At 50.4% G+C, this 19,646-nt stretch carries 14 protein-coding genes and 1 tRNA gene; 13 read left to right on the forward strand and 2 right to left on the reverse strand.

Translation table 11 applies throughout. The features are described from left to right. Window positions 1–221: 221 nt before the first annotated feature. Window positions 222–1,742 (forward strand): aldehyde dehydrogenase family protein, encoded by a 1,521-nt coding sequence (locus tag FXF61_RS05105; protein ID WP_151184244.1) that lies wholly within the window; start codon window positions 222–224, stop codon window positions 1,740–1,742. 180 nt (window positions 1,743–1,922) lie between these two features. Then, window positions 1,923–2,009: transfer RNA gene (locus tag FXF61_RS05110), tRNA-Leu, on the forward strand. 103 nt (window positions 2,010–2,112) lie between these two features. Here FXF61_RS05110 and FXF61_RS05115 read toward each other — a convergent pair. Beyond that, window positions 2,113–2,973, reverse strand: coding sequence for a PA4780 family RIO1-like protein kinase (locus FXF61_RS05115; RefSeq protein WP_151184245.1), 861 nt, complete (start codon window positions 2,971–2,973; stop codon window positions 2,113–2,115). Window positions 2,974–3,152: 179 nt separating this feature from the next. After that, window positions 3,153–3,887: a phosphoadenylyl-sulfate reductase gene (locus tag FXF61_RS05120; protein WP_151184246.1), complete on the reverse strand. Its 735-nt coding sequence runs from the start codon at window positions 3,885–3,887 to the stop codon at window positions 3,153–3,155. 189 nt (window positions 3,888–4,076) lie between these two features. Between FXF61_RS05120 and thrH the strand changes: the two genes are divergently transcribed. The 11 genes from thrH to FXF61_RS05175 all read left to right on the forward strand — a co-directional run bounded on the left by thrH (window position 4,077) and on the right by FXF61_RS05175 (window position 19,219). Next, window positions 4,077–4,694, forward strand: coding sequence for a bifunctional phosphoserine phosphatase/homoserine phosphotransferase ThrH (gene thrH / locus FXF61_RS05125; RefSeq protein ID WP_151184247.1), 618 nt, complete (start codon window positions 4,077–4,079; stop codon window positions 4,692–4,694). Between the two features lie 306 nt (window positions 4,695–5,000). Beyond that, a complete protein-coding gene (locus FXF61_RS05130; protein WP_151184248.1) occupies window positions 5,001–6,608 on the forward strand; it encodes an FAD-binding oxidoreductase in 1,608 nt (535 codons plus the stop codon). Beyond that, on the forward strand, window positions 6,601–8,250 hold the full coding sequence (locus tag FXF61_RS05135; RefSeq protein ID WP_256663507.1) for a glycerol-3-phosphate dehydrogenase/oxidase: 1,650 nt from the start codon (window positions 6,601–6,603) through the stop codon (window positions 8,248–8,250). The genes FXF61_RS05130 and FXF61_RS05135 overlap by 8 nt, the downstream gene beginning before the upstream one ends. Continuing rightward, the gene (locus FXF61_RS05140) at window positions 8,247–9,830 is read left to right on the forward strand and encodes an FGGY-family carbohydrate kinase (protein WP_151184249.1); all 1,584 of its coding nucleotides are present in this window, start codon (window positions 8,247–8,249) and stop codon (window positions 9,828–9,830) included. The genes FXF61_RS05135 and FXF61_RS05140 overlap by 4 nt, the downstream gene beginning before the upstream one ends. A gap of 83 nt (window positions 9,831–9,913) precedes the next feature. Continuing rightward, window positions 9,914–10,846 carry a chemotaxis protein gene (locus FXF61_RS05145; RefSeq protein WP_151184250.1) on the forward strand — a complete coding sequence of 311 codons (933 nt, stop codon included), beginning with the start codon at window positions 9,914–9,916 and terminating at the stop codon, window positions 10,844–10,846. 128 nt (window positions 10,847–10,974) lie between these two features. Then, window positions 10,975–11,811 (forward strand): S1 RNA-binding domain-containing protein, encoded by an 837-nt coding sequence (locus FXF61_RS05150; RefSeq protein ID WP_151184251.1) that lies wholly within the window; start codon window positions 10,975–10,977, stop codon window positions 11,809–11,811. 21 nt (window positions 11,812–11,832) lie between these two features. Continuing rightward, window positions 11,833–13,041, forward strand: a complete 1,209-nt coding sequence (locus FXF61_RS05155; protein ID WP_151184252.1) for an efflux RND transporter periplasmic adaptor subunit — start codon at window positions 11,833–11,835, stop codon at window positions 13,039–13,041. Next, window positions 13,028–14,269 (forward strand): FtsX-like permease family protein, encoded by a 1,242-nt coding sequence (locus tag FXF61_RS05160; protein WP_151184253.1) that lies wholly within the window; start codon window positions 13,028–13,030, stop codon window positions 14,267–14,269. Before FXF61_RS05155 ends, FXF61_RS05160 begins: the two co-directional genes overlap by 14 nt. Beyond that, window positions 14,262–15,023, forward strand: a complete 762-nt coding sequence (locus FXF61_RS05165; RefSeq protein WP_151184254.1) for an ABC transporter ATP-binding protein — start codon at window positions 14,262–14,264, stop codon at window positions 15,021–15,023. The genes FXF61_RS05160 and FXF61_RS05165 overlap by 8 nt, the downstream gene beginning before the upstream one ends. 1,343 nt (window positions 15,024–16,366) lie before the next feature. After that, window positions 16,367–18,502 carry an adenosylcobalamin-dependent ribonucleoside-diphosphate reductase gene (locus FXF61_RS05170; RefSeq protein WP_151184255.1) on the forward strand — a complete coding sequence of 712 codons (2,136 nt, stop codon included), beginning with the start codon at window positions 16,367–16,369 and terminating at the stop codon, window positions 18,500–18,502. 15 nt (window positions 18,503–18,517) lie between these two features. Beyond that, window positions 18,518–19,219, forward strand: coding sequence for an NrdJb (locus FXF61_RS05175; protein ID WP_151184256.1), 702 nt, complete (start codon window positions 18,518–18,520; stop codon window positions 19,217–19,219). Window positions 19,220–19,646: the final 427 nt, after the last annotated feature.

Raw genomic sequence — 19,646 nt, forward strand, 5'->3', positions numbered from 1 at the left:
GCCGAAGCGCTCACAAGTGATGATCACTAAGGTTTTAACTGCATACGTGCGTTTTGACTGCCCAATTGCCTTGATTAGGTTTCGAGGGCCAAGTAGATCACGACTAAAGTAGGGCCTTTTTTAGTAGTAGTGTGCTTTTGTTAGATGCTATAGCCGTTATTATCAAGGTGTAACGTGTCTGCGGTAGTCGCAGGCAGTGTGGATTTAATGAGGCTAAGATTATGATTTATGCACAACCAGGTACTGAAGGCTCTTTACTTACGATCAAGCCACGCTATGGCAACTATATTGGTGGTGAATTCATCCCGCCCGTGAGTGGCGAGTATTTTCAAAATACTACGCCTGTAACAGGCGCTGACTGCGGTGAATTTCCACGCTCAAATGCAGATGACATTAATCTGGCACTCGATGCCGCCCATGCCGCTGCGGCTGCATGGGGCAAAACCTCAGCTCAAGACCGGGCGTTAATTTTATTAAAAATCGCTGATCGAATTGAGCAAAACCTTGAATTATTGGCTGTTGCGGAAACGTGGGACAACGGTAAAGCTATTCGAGAAACACTCAATGCCGACGTGCCGCTAGCGGCGGATCACTTTCGCTACTTTGCTGGCTGCATACGCGCCCAAGAAGGCACTTCGGCTGAAATCAATGAGCACACAGCGGCGTACCATTTCCATGAACCGCTTGGCGTTGTTGGGCAGATCATTCCTTGGAACTTCCCGCTGCTGATGGGAGCATGGAAATTGGCACCAGCGCTGGCGGCAGGTAACTGCGTTATTATAAAGCCCGCAGAGCAAACGCCATTATCCATTACTGTGTTGATGGAGTTGATTGGTGACTTATTGCCACCTGGCGTCTTAAACGTGGTGCAAGGCTTTGGCCGTGAAGCAGGTGAAGCGCTAGCAACCAGCACGCGCATTGCCAAAATTGCCTTTACCGGCTCAACGCCCACAGGCTCACGCATTATGCATGCGGCAGCGGACAACATTATTCCGAGCACCGTTGAGCTGGGTGGTAAGTCACCCAACATCTTCTTTGAAGACATTATGCAAGCAGAGCCTGCCTTTATCGAAAAAGCAGCAGAGGGCTTGGTACTCGCGTTTTTCAACCAAGGTGAAGTCTGTACCTGTCCTTCACGCGCGTTGATCCAAGAATCGATTTATGAGCCATTTATGGCAGAAGTCATGAAGAAGATTAAGCAGATTCGCCGTGGTAATCCGCTGGATACAGAAACCATGGTCGGTGCGCAAGCCTCCTCACAGCAGTTTGAGAAAATCATGTCTTATATGGACATTGCTAAAGAAGAGGGCGCAGAGCTGCTAACAGGTGGTAGCGTTGAAAAGCTTGAAGGTGACTTGGCGACGGGTTACTACATCGAGCCAACGCTACTCAAAGGCCACAACAAAATGCGCGTGTTCCAAGAAGAAATTTTTGGCCCCGTTGTAGCAGTGACCACCTTTAAGGACGAAGCAGAAGCACTGGAAATCGCCAATGATACTGAGTTTGGTTTAGGCGCAGGTGTTTGGACGCGTGATATTAACCGTGCATATCGCATGGGCCGTGGCATTCAGGCCGGGCGTGTATGGACCAACTGCTACCACCTGTACCCAGCGCACGCAGCATTTGGCGGCTACAAAAAATCAGGTGTGGGGCGCGAAACACACAAAATGATTCTCAGCCATTATCAGCAAACAAAGAACTTGCTGATCAGTTATGACATCAACCCGCTGGGCTTCTTCTAAAGCAATCGACCTGAGCTTGGCCATGTCTAATGCCAAGCTCAGTGTCTAACCTCTATCTATTACTCTTTAAGTCTTTTTAAACAAAAACCTCAATAAGGTCTTGCACTTACCGAAAGGATCTCATATATTAGCGCCCTCGATTGGGACAGGCACTACGCAACTGCCAATCACGCTTCTACCGCCCGGATGGCGGAATAGGTAGACGCAAGGGACTTAAAATCCCTCGGTGGTAACACCGTGCCGGTTCGATTCCGGCTCCGGGCACCATATATAACAAGCACACCGCCAGTGCTTGTAAAAAACTCGCTCTAAGCGGGTTTTTTTATGTCTACAGAAAAGTGCCAGCGCTCAGGCTGGCAGCTCTTGTCAGTTAATAATCATCAAAATCTTCAGCATTAGCCCGCGCCACACGTTCGCGTTCTTCGCTGAGTACCGCTTGTATATCGGCCATGACTGAATCGATATCGGCAGGGGTGTCAGGTTCGACAAATTCGCCAGTCAGTACTGTATCCGCTTCTAAACGGCCTTCTTTATACAGGCTCCACATTTCCGCGCTGTAGCGGGTGTCACGCAGTTCGGGTGCGAATTGTGAATAATAGTTGGAGATATTGCTGACATCACGGTGCAGCATAAAAAACGCGTTGTTATTGGCAGCTGCGTCCACAGCTTGCGGAAGGTCGATAATCACTGGGCCGTGTTCGTCGACCAACACATTAAACTCAGATAAGTCGCCATGAATCAGGCCGATGCAGAGCATGCGCTTGATGGCTTCCATCAAGGTGGCGTGGTCTGTGCGTGCTTGCTCAGGCTCCAAGCTGACGTCGTTAAGGCGCGGGGCGACTTGACCGTCAGGCAGGGTGACCAAATCCATCAACAATACGCCATCAAAACAGCCATAAGGCTGTGGTACGCGTACATCGGCGGCAGCGAGGCGGTAGAGGGCGTCCACTTCAGCATTTTGCCAAGCGTCTTCCATTTGCTCGCGGCCAAACTTGGAACCTTTCTCCATGGCGCGACTGCGGCGGCTGTTGCCGCTTTTACGGCCCTCACGGTACAGTGCGGCTTTCTTAAAGCTGCGCTTTTCAGCGTCCTTATAGACTTTGGCGCAACGGATCTCATTACCACAGCGCACCACATATACGGCGGCTTCTTTACCATTCATCAGGGGGCGTAACACCTCGTCAATCAGCCCATCTTCAACCAGAGGGATTAGGCGTGCAGGGGTTTTCATAGGGCTCCCAAATCAATAGCAATAAAATAAAGAGCGCGCGCCTGAGTCATGACTCAATACGCGGCGTTGCGCGCCAAGTATAACCAGCTTGGCGCGCTATATTGCGATTGGATGAGGAAATGCAGTGTATTTGTTTAAAATACGCTGGGAATATTAATCTAAAGCCATTTTCTGCGATGTTATTGTGCCGTGATGATATTGCCAGCATGCAGGCCGCATTCTTTTTGCGTGGCTGCTTCCCACCACCAACGGCCTTCGCGCTCGTGTTGATTGGGTAGCACAGGGCGGGTGCAGGGCTCACAGCCAATGCTGATAAAGCCGCGTTCATGCAGACTGTTGTAAGGCAGCTCTAGCATGCGGATATAGGCCCAGACCTCTTCACTGCTCATGTTGGCTAACGGATTAAACTTGTACAGCGGCTGTTCTGCCGCTGAGAAGGCCGTATCCAGCTCGACTGTCGCCACATTGCTGCGCGTGCCTGGGCTTTGATCACGACGTTGGCCGGTGGCCCAAGCTTTAACTGTGCTCAGTTTGCGTTTGAGCGGGGCGATCTTACGCACACCGCAGCATTCAGCATGGCCATCTTTATAAAAACTAAATAAACCTTTTTCGCGTACCAGATTTTGCACCTGCTCGGCATCGGGCGAGAGCACGTCAATCATGATTTGATAATGCTCGCGCACTTTTTCAATAAATTGATAGGTCTCGGGATGCAAGCGCCCGGTGTCTAAACTGAAGACCTTGACCTGCGGATTGATTTTCCACGCCATATCCAACAGCACTACATCTTCCGCGCCACTAAAGGACAACCACAACTCATTACCAAAGGCAGCAAAAGCCTGTTTAAGAATGCTCTGCGGCGAGGCGTCGGCGCAATCAGCAGTCAGTTGCTGAAGGTCAATTGAGGCTGTCATGCTAAATTCCTGTGCAGTTAATAGATGTGTTGGGCTGTTCATACTAGCAAACAGAGCGCTACGATTAGAATGAATAAAAACCGTTATGCTTATGCTTTATGGGTATACGAAGCATGATTACGCATCTTAATCTTGCATGGTCTGGATTGAGCCGCTAGAGTGCCTCTTTTTATGTGATGAGGAATTGCTGTGGAAATCGCCTGCCTAGACCTTGAAGGTGTATTGGTTCCGGAAATCTGGATTGCCTTTGCAGAAAAAACGGGTATCGAATCACTACGGGCGACCACGCGTGATATCCCTGATTACGATGTGCTGATGAAGCAGCGTCTGCGCATTTTGGATGAGCATGGTTTAACCCTAAACGACATCCAAGACGTGATCGCCACGCTCAAGCCTTTAGAGGGTGCGGTGGAGTTTGTCGATTGGTTGCGTGAGCGTTTTCAAGTCATTATTTTGTCTGATACGTTTTATGAGTTTTCCCAGCCACTGATGCGTCAACTGGGCTTCCCGACCTTGTTCTGCCATAAGCTGGTGACCGATGAAAAGGGTCGCGTAGTGGATTATCAGTTGCGTCAAAAAGATCCTAAGCGTCAATCAGTATTAGCGCTAAAAACCCTGTACTACCGCATTATTGCCGCCGGTGATTCATACAACGACACCACTATGCTGTCTGAAGCCGATGCCGGTATTTTGTTCCACGCGCCAGATAATGTGATTGCTGAGTTCCCGCAATTCCCTGCAGTGCACACCTTTGAAGATTTAAAGAAAGAGTTTATTAAAGCCTCTGTGCGTGACCTAACGCTGTAAGAGTATTTATTTAGAGAGCGAGCGCAGTGCAATGCTGTGCTCGTTTATCTTGTTTGTTTGCCGCTCGTTTTCCTCTCTTGATCGACCATCAATACCCTCGTCTCTGTGTTAGATAAAAGCGGTTGCCTAGCCGGTTGCTTCTTTGCTTGCCTGTTTTACATCTGTCACAACGGCTCTATCTTAAAAACACATACTCTTGGCTTGCTGAGGACTCCTATTGTTTTGCAAAAAAGGTTAGGCTGTGCTTGGCTGGATAAGCAATTCAAATAGCATCGACACATTATAAAAATAAACAAAGGGGTGGCTATGCGACGCTGGAATGGATGGGGCGACAGTGCCACGACGATGGAATTACCTGAACAAGGCGCAGCGTTTTTGCACACTGTTGTCGGCAGTGGACGTGTGCTGGCTGATGCCAGTTTAGATGAGGTGATGGCTCAAGTGCCGCCATCACGTTTGTCCGAACATAAAAACGTCAGTGTCGATGCCGAAACACGGCTGCGCCATGCCCGCGGGCAAAGTTTGCCGGACTGGCTGGCGATGCGCAGCGGTGATTTTGGCGTATTCCCCGATGGTGTGGCGTTTCCCGAGACGGCTGCAGATATTCGAGAGTTACTAGCCTGGGCTGCAGCAGAAAATATCGTGGTGATTGCCTATGGCGGCGGCACCTCAGTGGCCGGACATATCAATCCACAAGCCGATACGCGGCCTGTGCTGACCCTCTCTTTGGCGCGCATGAATCAACTGCTGGAATTTGATGAAGACAGTTTGCTTGCCACCTTTGGCCCGGGCGCTACGGGCCCGCAAGTTGAAAACCAATTGCGTGCGCTGGGTTATACGCTGGGGCATTTCCCGCAGTCATGGGAGCTGTCGACTTTAGGCGGTTGGGTCGCGAGCCGTTCCAGTGGCCAGCAGTCACTGCGTTATGGGCGCATAGAGCAGCTATTTGCCGGCGGCGAAGTGGAAACCTTTGCCGGAACTTGGACGCTGCCCTGTTACCCAGCCTCTGCCGCAGGTCCAGATTTGCGCGAATGGGTGATGGGCTCGGAAGGGCGTTTTGGCATCATTTCGCAAGTAAAAGTACGGGTCAGCCGCTTGCCTGATGATGAGCGCTTTTATGGCGTGTTTTTGCCTTCGTGGCAGCATGCGCAAGCGGCGGTGCGCGAATTGAGTCAGGCACGTATTCCGCTGTCGATGCTGCGTTTATCCAATCCAGTAGAAACCACCACACAACTGGCTTTGGCTGGTCATCCACGCATGATCGGCATGCTTGAGCGTTATTTGGGCTGGCGCAGTTGTGCTGAGGGTAAGTGCTTGCTGACTTTTGGCGTGACCGGTGATCGTCAGCAAAATGCGTTGTCGCTGCGCCAAGCTAAACGCTGTTTAAAAAAGTATGGCGCTGTGTTTACCGGACGCTTTCTCGGCAGCAAATGGCAGCAGGGGCGTTTTCGTTTTCCCTATTTGCGTGAAGCGTTGTGGAAGGCCGGTTATGTGGTGGATACCTTAGAAACCGCAACGCAATGGGGCAATGTGCAGCCATTGATGGAGAAGGTTGAGCAGAGCTTGCGCGATGGTCTGGCGGAGCAAGGCCAAAAAGTGCATGTGTTTTCGCATTTATCCCATGTCTATGGGCAAGGCTCCAGTATCTACACCACCTATGTGTTTGCCTGTGGTGCGGACTATGCGCAAACCCTTGAAAATTGGCGCAGGCTTAAAACCACAGCCAGCCAAACCATTACCGACAATCAAGGCACTATCAGTCATCAGCATGGCGTGGGGCGTGATCATGCACCTTGGCTGGCGCAGGAAAAAGGTGAGCTGGGCATGGCTGCAATTGCGACTGTGGTGGATACCTTTGACCCACACCAACAGCTGGCGCCCGGTGTGCTGCTGATGGATAAACGCCATGACTAGTTCAATGACTCAGCCCGCCAATTGGACGCAAGCCTGGCGCGAACAGGTAGTGCCTAAGCTGGCGCAGCAGACATGGGACCTCATCGTTATTGGTGGCGGCATTACCGGTGCTGGAGTGATTCGCGAAGCGGCCAAACGCGGTTGGCGTTGTTTGTTGGTTGAGCAGAACGATTTTGCCTGGGGCACCTCCAGCCGTTCTTCAAAAATGGTGCACGGTGGTCTGCGTTATATCAGTCAAGGTGAGTTGGCTTTGACCCGCGATAGCGTGCGTGAACGTCAGCTGTTGCTGGATAATGAAGCCGGCTTGGTTGATCCGCTGCCGTTTTTATACCCGCATTATCGGGGTGAATTTCCTGGGCGTCGAGTGTTCTCGGGAGTGCTGCGTTTCTATGATTTTATTGCTGGGCAGTCCTTGCAGCAGTTTCATCCACCGTGGCAAGTGCCGCTGGTGGCCGGCGGTTTGCAACACCATAACTTAAACGGCGCCAGTCAGTTTCAAGATGCGGTGACTGACGATGCGCGCTTGGTCATGCATGTCTTGGCTGAGGCGCGTGCTTTGGGTGCTTGTGTGGTCAGTCATCTACGCGTGCTAGATCGCGTATACAGCGACAACGCTGATGAGGCAGGCAAGCGTCGTGTCAGCGGCGTGCGCATTGAAGACACCTTGAGCGGCGAGCAGTTTGAGTTGTCCTGCAAAGCGCTGGCGCAAGCCACTGGGGTGTGGACCGATGCGGCTGGCTTAAGTCAGCAACAGCAGCATATTCGACCGCTACGCGGCAGTCATTTACTCTTGCCCAGTTGGCGCTTGCCGGTCAGTCAGTCGGTCAGTTTTAAGCATCCTGTTGATGGCCGTTTGATGTTTATCTTCCCCTGGGAAGGCGCTACGGTGATTGGTACCACTGATATTGACCACAAGGATGATCTCAACCAAGAAGCAGCAATCAGCCAAGCTGAAGTGGAGTATCTACTGGCCGGCTGCGCCAAGGTGTTTCCCAGTGCGCAGATCAAAGAAAGTGATGTGTTATCCACCTGGTCCGGCGTGCGTCCTATTGTGGTTAAGAACGCCAGTGGCGAGCACAAACCCTCGGATGAGTCCCGCGAGCACGTACTCTGGGTTGAACCGGGTTGTGTCAGCCTAGCGGGCGGCAAGCTGACTACTTTTCGAATGTTGGCGCTAGAGATGCTGCAGGCTTGCACGGCGTTTAATGGCTGCTCAATGCAAGAAACCGTGCAGGCGCAAAGTCTCTCAGCGTCACGCCCAACGGATGATTGTTTGGCGGGATTATCTAGCAGTGTGCAACGCCGTTTATATGGCCGTTATCGCGTCACTTGGTCAAACTTTTGCGCGGTCTTTAAAGAGGTGGGTGCGCAGAAAATTAGCAATACACCGATGTTCTGGGCCGAGTTGGCCTATGCCTGTGAACATGAGCTGGTGGTTCATTTGGATGATTTATTACTACGCCGCACACGCTTTGGCTTATTGCTGGCGCGTGGCGGTTTAGCGCTGCTGGAACAGGTACGCGAACTCTGTCAGCCACGCTTAGGCTGGGATGATCAGCGTTGGGCGCACGAACAACAACGTTATTTAACGATCTATCAGCAATTTTATAGTTTGCCCAGTGCTGCAGTGGTGAGCCTATGAGCACAGATCAAATCAGCAAGCAGCCATTAGCTGAGTATGTACTGAGCATTGATAACGGCACCCAGAGCGTGCGCGCTATGTTGTTTGATGCAGCAGGCAATTTACATGGCTTAAGCCGTATCGAGATTGAGCCCTATGTTTCGCCTGAACCGGGCTGGGCTGAACAGGAGGCGGATTATTATTGGCAAGCGGTAGGGCAGGCCTGCCAGCAACTGTGGCAGCAAGTCAGTATTGATAAAGCACAGATTAAAGGCGTCAGTGTCACCACCCAGCGCGGCACTGTCGTGCATGTGGACCAGCACGGACGCGCCTTGCGCCCAGCGATGGTGTGGCTGGATCAGCGTTTGGCCGATGTCAGCATTGCTTTGCCTAACCCTTGGCGCAGCCTGTTTAAACTGGTTGGTGCGGCCAGTATTGTGGATTACTTTCGTGGCCAAGCTGAAGTGAATTGGGTGGTGCAGTATCAGCCGCAAATCCATGCGAAAACCCATAAAGTGTTGTTGCTTTCCGGCTATTTGAATTATCAATTGAGTGGGCGCTTTGTCGATTCGGTGGCCAGCTGTGTTGGCTATTTACCCTTTGATTATAAAAAATTGCGCTGGGCTGCCAAGCGCGACTGGAAATGGCACGCTTTGGCCGTGCGCCGCGAACAACTGCCGGAGTTGATCGAGCCGGGAAAATTGTTAGGCCACGTGCATGCCGCAGCCAGTGCCCATACCGGCCTGCCAGAAGGCTTGCCGATTATTGCGGCGGCAGCCGATAAAGCTTGTGAAGTGCTGGGTGCTGGCGCAGTGGATGAAAGCATTGCCTGTTTGTCTTATGGAACCACCGCGACCATCAACACCATACGCAGTAAATATCTGGAAGTGACGCGCTTGATTCCAGCCTATCCGGCAGCGATTCCGCAGCATTTCACCACCGAAGTAATGATTTATCGCGGCTTTTGGATGGTCAGTTGGTTTAAACGTGAGTTTGGCCTGCGTGAGCAGCAGCGCGCAGAGCGTCTGGGTGTCAGTGTCGAGTCGTTATTTGAAGAGTTAATCAAGCAAGCGCCCGCTGGCTCAATGGGTTTAATGTTGCAGCCGTATTGGTCGCCAGGGGTGCGTGAACCTGGCCTTGATGCCAAAGGCGCGATCATTGGTTTTGGTGATGTGCATACCCGTGCGCATATCTATCGGGCGATGTTAGAAGGTCTTGCCTATGGTTTGCGACAGGGCAAGGAGCGCATTGAAAAACGCAGTGGTGTGCCGATTCGGCGCTTACGGGTGTCCGGTGGTGGTTCGCAAAGTGATGCGGTTTTGCAGATCACCGCGGATATTTTTGGTTTGCCGGTGCAACGCCCGCATACCATTGAAACATCAGGCTTGGGCGCGGCGATTGCGTGTATGGTTGGTGTCGGTTTGCAGCCCGATTTTGCTACAGGGGTACAAAACATGACCCGCGCAGGCGAGTTGTTTTATCCTGATCAGCACAATCACGCTTTGTACGATAAACTCTACCGCGAGGTCTATTGTAAAATGTATCGCCGCTTGCAGCCGCTGTATCAAAGCATCCGCCGCATCACCGGCTATCCAAAGTAGGCAACAATCAACGTATTGGCTATTTATGTTTTTTATTAATTGGCCGATAACAACATATCTCATTCTTTAAAGGTGGTTCATTGATGGCCAGTATTCTTGATAGTGTTGATCAGCGCACACAGCTTGTTGGCGAAAACCGCCTAGAAATTTTGATGTTTCGTTTGCATGGGCGTCAACTGTTTGCGATTAACGTGTTTAAAGTACAAGAAGTGGTGCGCTTACCCGCCTTAACTCTGATGCCGCAGCGTCATCCGCATATGTGTGGCGTGATTACTTTGCGTGGTAAAACCATTCCAGTGATTGATTTAGCCCAAGCCATTGGTATGCGTGCGCTGGTGCAAGATGAAAATAGTACGGTGATTGTCACCGAATACAACCGCTCAATCCAAGCCTTTTTGATTGGCAGTGTCGAACGTATTGTTAACCTTAACTGGGAATCGGTGCAGCCACCGCCACGTACTGCCGGTCGTCAGCATTATTTGACTGCGATCACTCATGTTGATGATGCAATTGTAGAAATTATTGATGTGGAAAAGGTCTTGTCTGAAATTGTGCCAATGAATACCCAGATTTCTGCAGAAAAGCTAAGCAATCCGCTGCTGGCCAAGGCGCGTGGCCGTGAAGTGTTGATTATTGACGATTCCAACGTCGCGCTTAGCCAGTTGACCGAAGCGTTATCGCAACTTGATATTATCGTGCATCAAAGCACTGATGGCCTCAAAGGCTTGCAGCAATTGCAAGAGTGGGCTGATCAAGGTGAAGTGCTGACCGATAAACTGTTGATGGTCTTTACCGATGCGGAAATGCCGGAAATGGATGGTTATCGTCTGACAACGGAGATTCGTAATGATCCACGTATGCGTGATCTTTACGTGGTCATGCACACTTCACTGTCGGGTAGTTTTAATGCGGCGATGGTGGAAAAAGTCGGCTGCGATAACTTTTTATCAAAATTCCAGCCAGACCGCTTAGCCGATATCATTCACGAGCGCTTGCTCGTGGATGAGCGGCAATAACCTAGATAGCCAATGCATGAGTTGAGCCGCAGCAGTATTGAGTGAGTGCTGCGGCATTAAAACACCCGCTTATGTTATTTAAACAGGCATAATAGGCTTCTTTAAATGCTGAATTAAGGTGTACAGGCATGGCGTTGATTGGAGATATGAATACCCTACAGGTTATTCGACAGGCTGATTTTGGCGTGTATTTGGATGGCGGCCCTGATGGGGATATTCTTTTGCCACGGCGTGAAATGCCTAAAGATGAGCCATGTGAAGATGAAGATTGGCTCAATGTCTTTGTCTACCTCGACAGTGAAGACCGCATCATTGCTACCAGCCGCACGCCTAAAATCAAAGTGGGTGAGTTTGCCAGTCTGAAAGTGGTGGATATCAACCCTGTTGGTTTATTTTTAGATTGGGGTTTAAGTAAAGATTTACTGCTGCCTCATTCTGAAGAAAAACGCCCACTGCAAGAAGGCGATTACTGCGTGGTCTATGCGTATATTGATGAGCGTACCAAGCGCATAACCGCTACCGCACATTTAGACCGTTACCTAGATCGCACACCAGCCAACTATACAGTCGGGCAAGCAGTTGATTTGCTGATTGTTGAGCAGACTGATTTGGGCTTTAAAGCCATTATTAATCGTGAGCACTGGGGCTTGATCCATAAAAATGAAGCCTTTAAGTTTTTGCGTAGCGGTATGCAAGAGCGTGGCTTTATCCGTGAAATCCGTGATGATGGCCTAATCAATCTCAGCCTGCAACCGCAAGGGCGTGAGCTGCGCGATACTTTGAGCGAGGCTATTTTGGCCAAGCTCGATGCCAATAATGGGCGCTTAGCGCTGAGTGATAAAAGCCCAGCGCCATTGATTGCGCAAACCTTTGGCGTCAGTAAAGGTAACTTCAAAAAAGCCATTGGTGGTCTGTATAAACACGGCATCATTCGTATCCTGCCAGACGCCATTGAGCTGGTGTAGTAACGTTGTAACGAGGCTCAAATGCGCATTGTTTATGGAATTGTAATTGCTATTTTGTGTACTGCGCTGGTAATCGGCGTACAAAAATGGCGTGGGCCAATATTGCCAGCACTGAGTGTTGAGCCGATGCCGCTTGAACTGCGCATTGTTGCCAGTGGTGAGGTGCGTTATCAAACACTGGCACGCATTGGCAGTGAAATCACTGGTACCGTGATTGCGCGCCACGTACGTGAAGGTGATCAGGTTAGCAAGGGTGATTTACTGATCGAGCTCAACCCAGAAGAGCTGCAATCACGTTTAGCGCAAGCACAAACACTGCTGCAGCAGTTGCGTGAAGTCAGTCGTCCGCAAGCGCAAGCTGCGTTAGTCGAGGCGCGGGATAATTTGCGCCAAGCCAGCCGTGAAGCGCGTCGCCGTGAAACTTTGGCCAAACAAGGCATGATTCCTATTGAACAGGCTGAGCAAGCCCAACGCTTAGAGCTTAATGCTAAAACCGCCTTAACCCGCGCGCAGTTGTCGGTTGATTCCTTGGCAGCGGATAGTACGGAAGAGCGCTTGTTGCAGCAGCGCATTGTAAGCGCCGAAGCAGAGCTGGCAAAAACCCGTATCTATGCGCCTTTTGCTGGGCGCGTGCAAACGCGCAATGTAGAACCTGGAGACTTGGTGCAGCCGAGTAAAACACTCTTGGAAATTGCCCGCAGCGATGGCTTTGATCGTGATGGTATGGCCAGCGACGGCTTGGAAGTAGTGGTGGCGCTGGATGAAAAAAACTTTGCCCCGCTAAAACTGCAGCAGCCGGTGCAATTGATTGCCGATGCTTGGCCTGAGCAAGTGGTGCCGGGTGTCGTCAGCTTTATTGCGCCTGCGGTGGATAGCGGGCGTGGCACCATTGATGTACATATCAGCTTGCTTGAAGATAATAACAAGCAGCACAACAGGTTTTTACAGGGCATGACGGTATCGGCCAATATTATCGCCGCTGAGCGTGAGAGCACTTTGGTTTTGCCCAATGATTATCTGTTGTTTAACTCGGCAGGGCAGGCGCAGGTTTTGCGCTGGCACGATGGAGAGGTTAGTGCGCAGGATGTGCAGTTGGGTTTGCGCAATATGACCCACAGTGAAATCCTTGCAGGCCTCACTGAAGGTGATGTGGTAGTGCATGCAGGCAAGGCCACAGACGGCCAGCGCGCCCGTGTGCGCTTTGAGCAGGCTCAGTATGTCATTCGTTAGTCAACTGGCTGGTTGGCGTGATTCGCTGTGGATTGAGTGGCGTATTGCTCTACGTTTTTTAGCCGACAATCCCTTGCAAACTCTGCTGATCAGTGTGGCGATTTCTGTTGGTGCGGCGGTGATTGTCTTTATTACCGCGCTGATGACAGGCCTGCAAGATAACGTGATCAACAAAACTTTAGGCACGCAAGCGCATATTCGTATTGAAGCCACCCGCCAACACAATAATTTATCCGCAAGCCCAGAAGGCCAATATGTCTGGGCGCTGGAAAGTCCTCGTGCGCAGCGTTTACAGACCATTAATAACTGGCAAGACGTGCGGGATGTGTTGGATCAGTACCCTGTGCTTAATACGGTATCGCCGCTTATTTCTGGACCCGCTTTTGCTCAAAAAGGTACTGCGCGAGCCTCGATTGCTTTGATGGGCATTGATCCTGAACGCTATGATGGCATTATTGAGCTTAAAGACTACCTGCGCGAAGGGCGCTTCAGTGTCGGTGCCAGTAATGTGTTGATTGGTCATCAGTTGGCTGAAGATTTAGGTTTGCGTACCGGCGATAAGCTGCGTTTGGATGCCGGTGATAATCGCCAAGCGGTGATGGATGTGGCGGGTATTTTTGAGTTAGGCGTACGCGAGCTCGACAGCCGTTATGTTTATACTGATTTGAAACAATCACAAACCTTGCTCAACTTACCGGGTGGCGTGACAGTAATAGAGTTAAAAATTACTGATGTTTTTCAAGCAGAGTACTGGGCGAAGCGTTTTACGCAATTGACCGATTTGCACGTGCAAAGCTGGATGGCGAGTAATGGTCAGCTTCTCAATGCCTTGCGTTCACAAACCATGACCACGCAAATGATTCGAGTATTTGTTGCGCTCTCAGTGGCTTTTGGGATTGCCAGTGTACTGGCCGTGAGTGTGGTGCAGCGTACCCGTGAAATTGGCATTTTGCGTGCAATGGGGAGCACGCAGCAGCAAATTTTGCGGGTGTTTTTGTTGCAAGGTGGTTTGCTTGGTTTGGCCGGATCGCTGTTAGGGGTGATGGCTGGCTATGCTTTGGTGCAGGTGTTTAATGGATTTGACGACCGATTGTTCTTAATCCGACTTGAGCCGTCCATGTTGTTATCGGCCATCGCGATTGCGACTGCTGCCGGTGTGGTCGCGGCAATGGTGCCGGCACGTCGTGCTGCAAAGTATGATCCGGCAGAGGCGATTCGTTATGTCTAAGTCGCAGGTGTTAAGCCATGCCGCTGATCAGCAGGTGGTGTTGCAGCTGGATAAGCTCAATAAAATCTTTAATGCCAATACACCATTGCAAAACCATGTTTTGCATGATGTTTCTTTGCAGGTGAGTCGCGGAGAATTGGTGGCGCTGGTGGGCGCCTCGGGCTCGGGTAAAAGTACGCTGCTCAATGTGATGGGCTTGCTGGATGTGTCTTCGTCAGGTGAATTGCGTATTCAAGGGCATCTGGTGCAGGGTATGACTGAGCAGCAGCGCACGCAATTGCGCAGCGAGTCGATTGGTTTTGTGTTTCAGTTTCATCATCTGATCAGTGCTTTTAGTGTGCTGGACAATGTCTTGATGCCGTTGATGCTGCGTTACGGTAAGCCTTCAGCCGAGCAGCGTGAATACGCGGAGTATTTGTTGAGTGAGGTGGGGTTGGCGAGTTTTATGCGTCAATCCACTAATCGTTTATCCGGTGGCCAGCAGCAGCGGGTGGCCATTGCTCGCGCTTTGGTGACGCGGCCTGCGTTGGTGTTTGCCGATGAGCCAACGGGTAACCTCGATACGCAAACGGCGGATGAGGTGTTTGGTTTGTTTGAGCGTTTTAATATTGAGCATCAGTGCGCCATTGTGATTGTGACCCATGACCCCCGTTTAAGTGCGCGTTGCCCACGTACGATTCGTCTGAGGGATGGGCGTATTGTGTATGATGGTGCTTCTGCTGATTTGCCCAGTTTATTTGCGAGTCCGTTATAAGTTTGTTGTGATAATGGGAGGAGAGCAGTATGCGTTTGGCGCACTGCGCTAAGTCTGTTCTTCCCTTAACGAGCCCATCCAGGGCTCGATGCGGGCGCTACGCCATCCATGGCTTCGCTGGCCACAGACCCAGCACAGCACGCGTTGATCATTTGTGTCGTTGGCTAGATTTGCGTGAGTCTCTTCTTTCCCTGCGTGGCTAGCTTACTCATCATTTTTACAACTGCTGGCTAATAACGCATGAATGAACATGAGCTTGTGCATGCAAACAGGGCTTTGCTTGTTTTGAGTTTATAGAAGACGTGAAAACAACTCCGCTGATCAACGAGTACTTCGGGGTTGGTGTGACAAGCGAAGCAGGGATGCGTAGCGCCGGAGTTGAACCCAGGATGGGTTCATCGACGGATAAACACCTGCCCCGGAGTACGGCATGCACCGCGCTTAACCACGCTCTGCATAACTTATTTCATATATGAGATAAGACCATAAGTTGGCTGTACTGATCATAGGTGTATTGCGCACTGCGCTAAGTCTGTTCTTCCCTTAACGAGCCCATCCGGGGCTCGATGCGGGCGCTACGCCATCCATGGCTTCGCTGGCCACAGACCCAGCACAGCACGCGTTGATCATTTGTGTTGTTGGCCAGATTTGCGTAAGTCTCTTTCTGGGTTGCAGGCATTAGTGATGGGAGAGCAAACAATACCGATGCTGCTCGTCTTGAGTCTTATAAATAGCACGCAGGCTACTCCGCTGATCAACGAGTACTTTGGGGTTGGTGTGACAAGCGAAGCAGGGATGCGTAGCGCCGGAGTTGAACCCAGGATGGGTTCATCGACGGATAAACACCTGCCCCGGAGTACGGTATGCACCGCACTTAACCACGCTTTGCATAACCTATTTCATATAGTAGATAAGACCATAAGTTGGCTGTACGGATTATAGGTGCATTGCGCACTGCGCTAAGTCTGTTCTTCCCTTAACGAGCCCATCCAGGGCTCGATGCGGGCGCTACGCCATCCATGGCTTCGCTGGCCACAGACCCAGCACAGCACGCGTTGATCATTTGTATGGTTTGCTGGATTTGCGTAAGTCTCTTCTTTGCTAAAAACAGCACTGAGTCACAGTATGTATCTGCGAAAAAATTTTCAGATAAACGGTCTGCTGAGTAAGGCGCGGTGCTGCTGGTGTTTGTTTTTTGCCATGATTTAAGTCAAGCGTGCCATACTTTTCTAACTTGCTGTTAACCATATATAGATATAGCATTAGCCCCTAAATACAATATGTAGTGTTTCTGCAAGCATTCTACTGATTTTCAACGTAGACCAGATTTTTAGGAGTCCATAATGAATCAAACTGTTGCGGCAGTTTCTCAGGTTTCAACACCGACTGATATTGGCTTACAACCCGCCTCGCTGGATATTTGGGATGCTAAATATCGCTTAAAAACCAAGGACGGCCAAGGTATTGATGCCGACATTGACGCGACCTATCAGCGCGTCGCGCGCGCGTTGGCTGATATTGAGTTGCCTGAGCAGCGCGAACATTGGTATGAGCAATTCTTATGGGCCCTATACCGCGGTGCAATTCCAGCAGGACGAATTATTTCCAATGCTGGCGCGACTGCTTACAAACCAGCGACCTCCACCATTAACTGCACGGTATCCGGGTCGATTGGCGACTCGATGAATGATATTTTAAGCAAGCTGCATGAAGCGGGCTTAACCTTAAAAGCCGGTTGCGGGATTGGTTATGAGTTTTCCACGCTCAGGCCTCGAGGCGCCTATGTGTCTGGCGCTGGAGCGTACACCTCTGGCCCACTGTCGTTTATGGATATCTACGACAAGATGTGCTTTACCGTGTCATCTGCTGGTGGCCGTCGTGGTGCGCAAATGGCGACCTTTGATGTAGGTCACCCCGATGTATTGGATTTTATCCGCGCCAAGCGTGAAGATGGTCGCCTGCGTCAGTTTAACCTGTCGCTGCTGATTACCAGTGAATTTATGAAGGCTGTGCAGGATGATAGTGATTGGGCGCTGGCGTTTCCGCTGAGCCCTGCTGAATTAGAAACCGATAAGCTAGACGTCAATGATACGAGCCAGGTGATTTGGCGTTACTGGTCCTCGACTGAAAAGTACATTACCCGTGAAGATGGCATGGTCGCCTGTCGCGTTTACCGTACTCTTAAGGCACGACGCATCTGGGATTCCATTATGGCGTCCACCTATGACTTTGCTGAGCCAGGTTTTATCCTGATAGACCGAGTCAATGAGTACAATAATAACTGGTTCTGTGAAGAAATCCGCGCCACTAACCCTTGCGGCGAACAGCCACTCCCTCCCTATGGTGCCTGTTTGCTCGGTTCGATCAACCTGACCCGTTTTGTGCGTCAGCCCTTTACTGAGCAAGCCAGCTTTGATTGGGATGAATACCGCAAAGTGGTGAACATCTTTACCCGTATGCTCGATAACGTTGTCGAAATTAATGGCCTGCCATTACCTGAGCAGCGTGAAGAGATTATGCGCAAACGCCGCCACGGCATGGGCTTTCTGGGCTTGGGCTCCACCATCTGCATGTTGCGGATGAAATATGGTGATCCGGAGTCGCTGGCCTTTACCGAGCAAGTGGCTAAAGAAATGGCGCTAGAAGGTTGGCGTGCTGGGCTGCAGCTTGGACAAGAAAAAGGTGCAGCGCCAATCATGGATGAAGACTTTATCGTGACCGGCGAAATGCTCGCTAAGCGCCCAGAAATGCGCAAAGATGGCTATAAAGTGGGTAAGAAAATCAAAGGTAAAGTGCTCTGGGCTAAGTACAGTCGCTACATGCAGCAAGTGGCTGCTGAAGAGCCAGAGTTAATTGAGCAGCTGGCTGAGTTCGGTGGGCGTTTTACCCATCACAGCTCGATTGCGCCAACCGGCACTATTTCTTTGTCGCTGGCCAATAATGCCTCTAATGGTATTGAGCCCAGTTTTGCCCACCATTACTCGCGCAACATTATTCGTGAAGGCAAAAAATCCAAAGAAAAAGTTGATGTGTTCAGCTATGAGTTGCTGGCTTATCGCACACTGATTGATCCAGACGCATTGACCGACAATTTGCCTGAGTATTTTATCAGTGCAGATGAAGTCAATCCGGTGCAGCATGTGGATGTGCAAGCGGCAGCGCAGAAGTGGATTGATTCCTCTATTTCGAAAACCGCCAACGTGCCAACTGATTACCCGTATCAGGACTTTAAAGATATTTACCTGTATGCCTATCAGCAGGGTTTAAAAGGCTGTACCACCTTCCGCTTTAATCCTGAGGCGTTCCAAGGGGTGTTGGTGAAAGAGGAAGATTTGGCTAAAACCACCTACAGGTTCAAGCTAGCCGATGGCTCAACGATTGAAGCCAAAGGCAATCAGCAGATTGAATACGATGGTGAGATGCACAGTGCAGCCAATCTTTATGAGGCCTTTAAAGAAGGTTATTACGGTAAATTTTAAGCTTAGGAATAGATGATGAGCATTAAAATCAGCGAAAAAATTATTGGCTATGAATTGGTATCTGAAAGTGAGCAGACGCCACTAGCGCCTATTGCTGCGCCTGAAGCCAAGTTTGTCGAGATGCATGAAAAGGTTAAGCGTCCAGAGTCTTTGGTTGGCTCCACCTATAAAATTAAAACGCCAAACTCTGAACATGCGTTTTATATTACGATCAATGACATTATTTTGAATCCGGGCAGTGCGCACGAGCAGCGACGCCCGTTTGAGGTTTTTATTAACTCAAAAAATATGGAGCACTATCAGTGGATTGCTGCGCTCACTCTGATTATTTCAGCAGTATTCCGTAAGGGTGGCGATTGCACTTTCTTAGTGGAAGAACTGAAAAGTGTGTTTGATCCAAAAGGCGGTTACTTTAAGCAAGGCGGCAAGTGGATGCCTTCTTTGGTTGCTGAAATTGGTGATGTGCTAGAGCGCCACCTTAAATTTATTGGCTTGATGGATGATGGTTTGGATGACCAGCAGCAGCAGTTTTTGGCACAAAAAAAAGCCGAGTTTGAGCAGCTGTATGCGGTAAAGCAAGCGGCAGCCAATTGCGATGACAGCACAGAAAAGTACCCTGCTGGTGCGCAGCTGTGTAGCAAATGCCATACACAAGCAGCGGTGCAAATGGATGGCTGTTTAACTTGCTTGGCTTGCGGTGATAGTAAGTGTAGTTAAGCGATTTATCTTGAATCGGTGGCAGGCTATTATTGCTTGCTAAGCGCTGTGTCTATTGCGCACGATGCTAAGATTGTTGTCCCCGAAACGAGTCTGGCTGCGGCTTGTTTCGGGTCTGTGCCGTTCATTACTGCATGTGTTGCGCGCCTCACATACCCTTTTTAGCTCATCTGTGCTGCAGGCTAGATGAGTGCCAATTGTCCTTGTCGAGCGCTGACGGCCTGTTGGCAATGCTTGATTCTTTTGCTTGCGCAACCCCCTCTCTTATCCTTTTGCGAACCTGTTTTTAGATCCGTAGCATGCTTGACTGGCGTGCGGGGAGCAGATATAAGTCTGAGTGTGCTATCTTGACTTATGTCAGTTCTGAGGTGCTTGTTAAAATTGATGTACTGCGACTCTTGTACAGGGTTTAAGTATTGGAGATACT

Origin of the sequence: Pseudomonas sp. C27(2019) (genome assembly GCF_008807395.1) — a bacterium.
GTDB lineage: Bacteria > Pseudomonadota > Gammaproteobacteria > Pseudomonadales > Pseudomonadaceae > Denitrificimonas.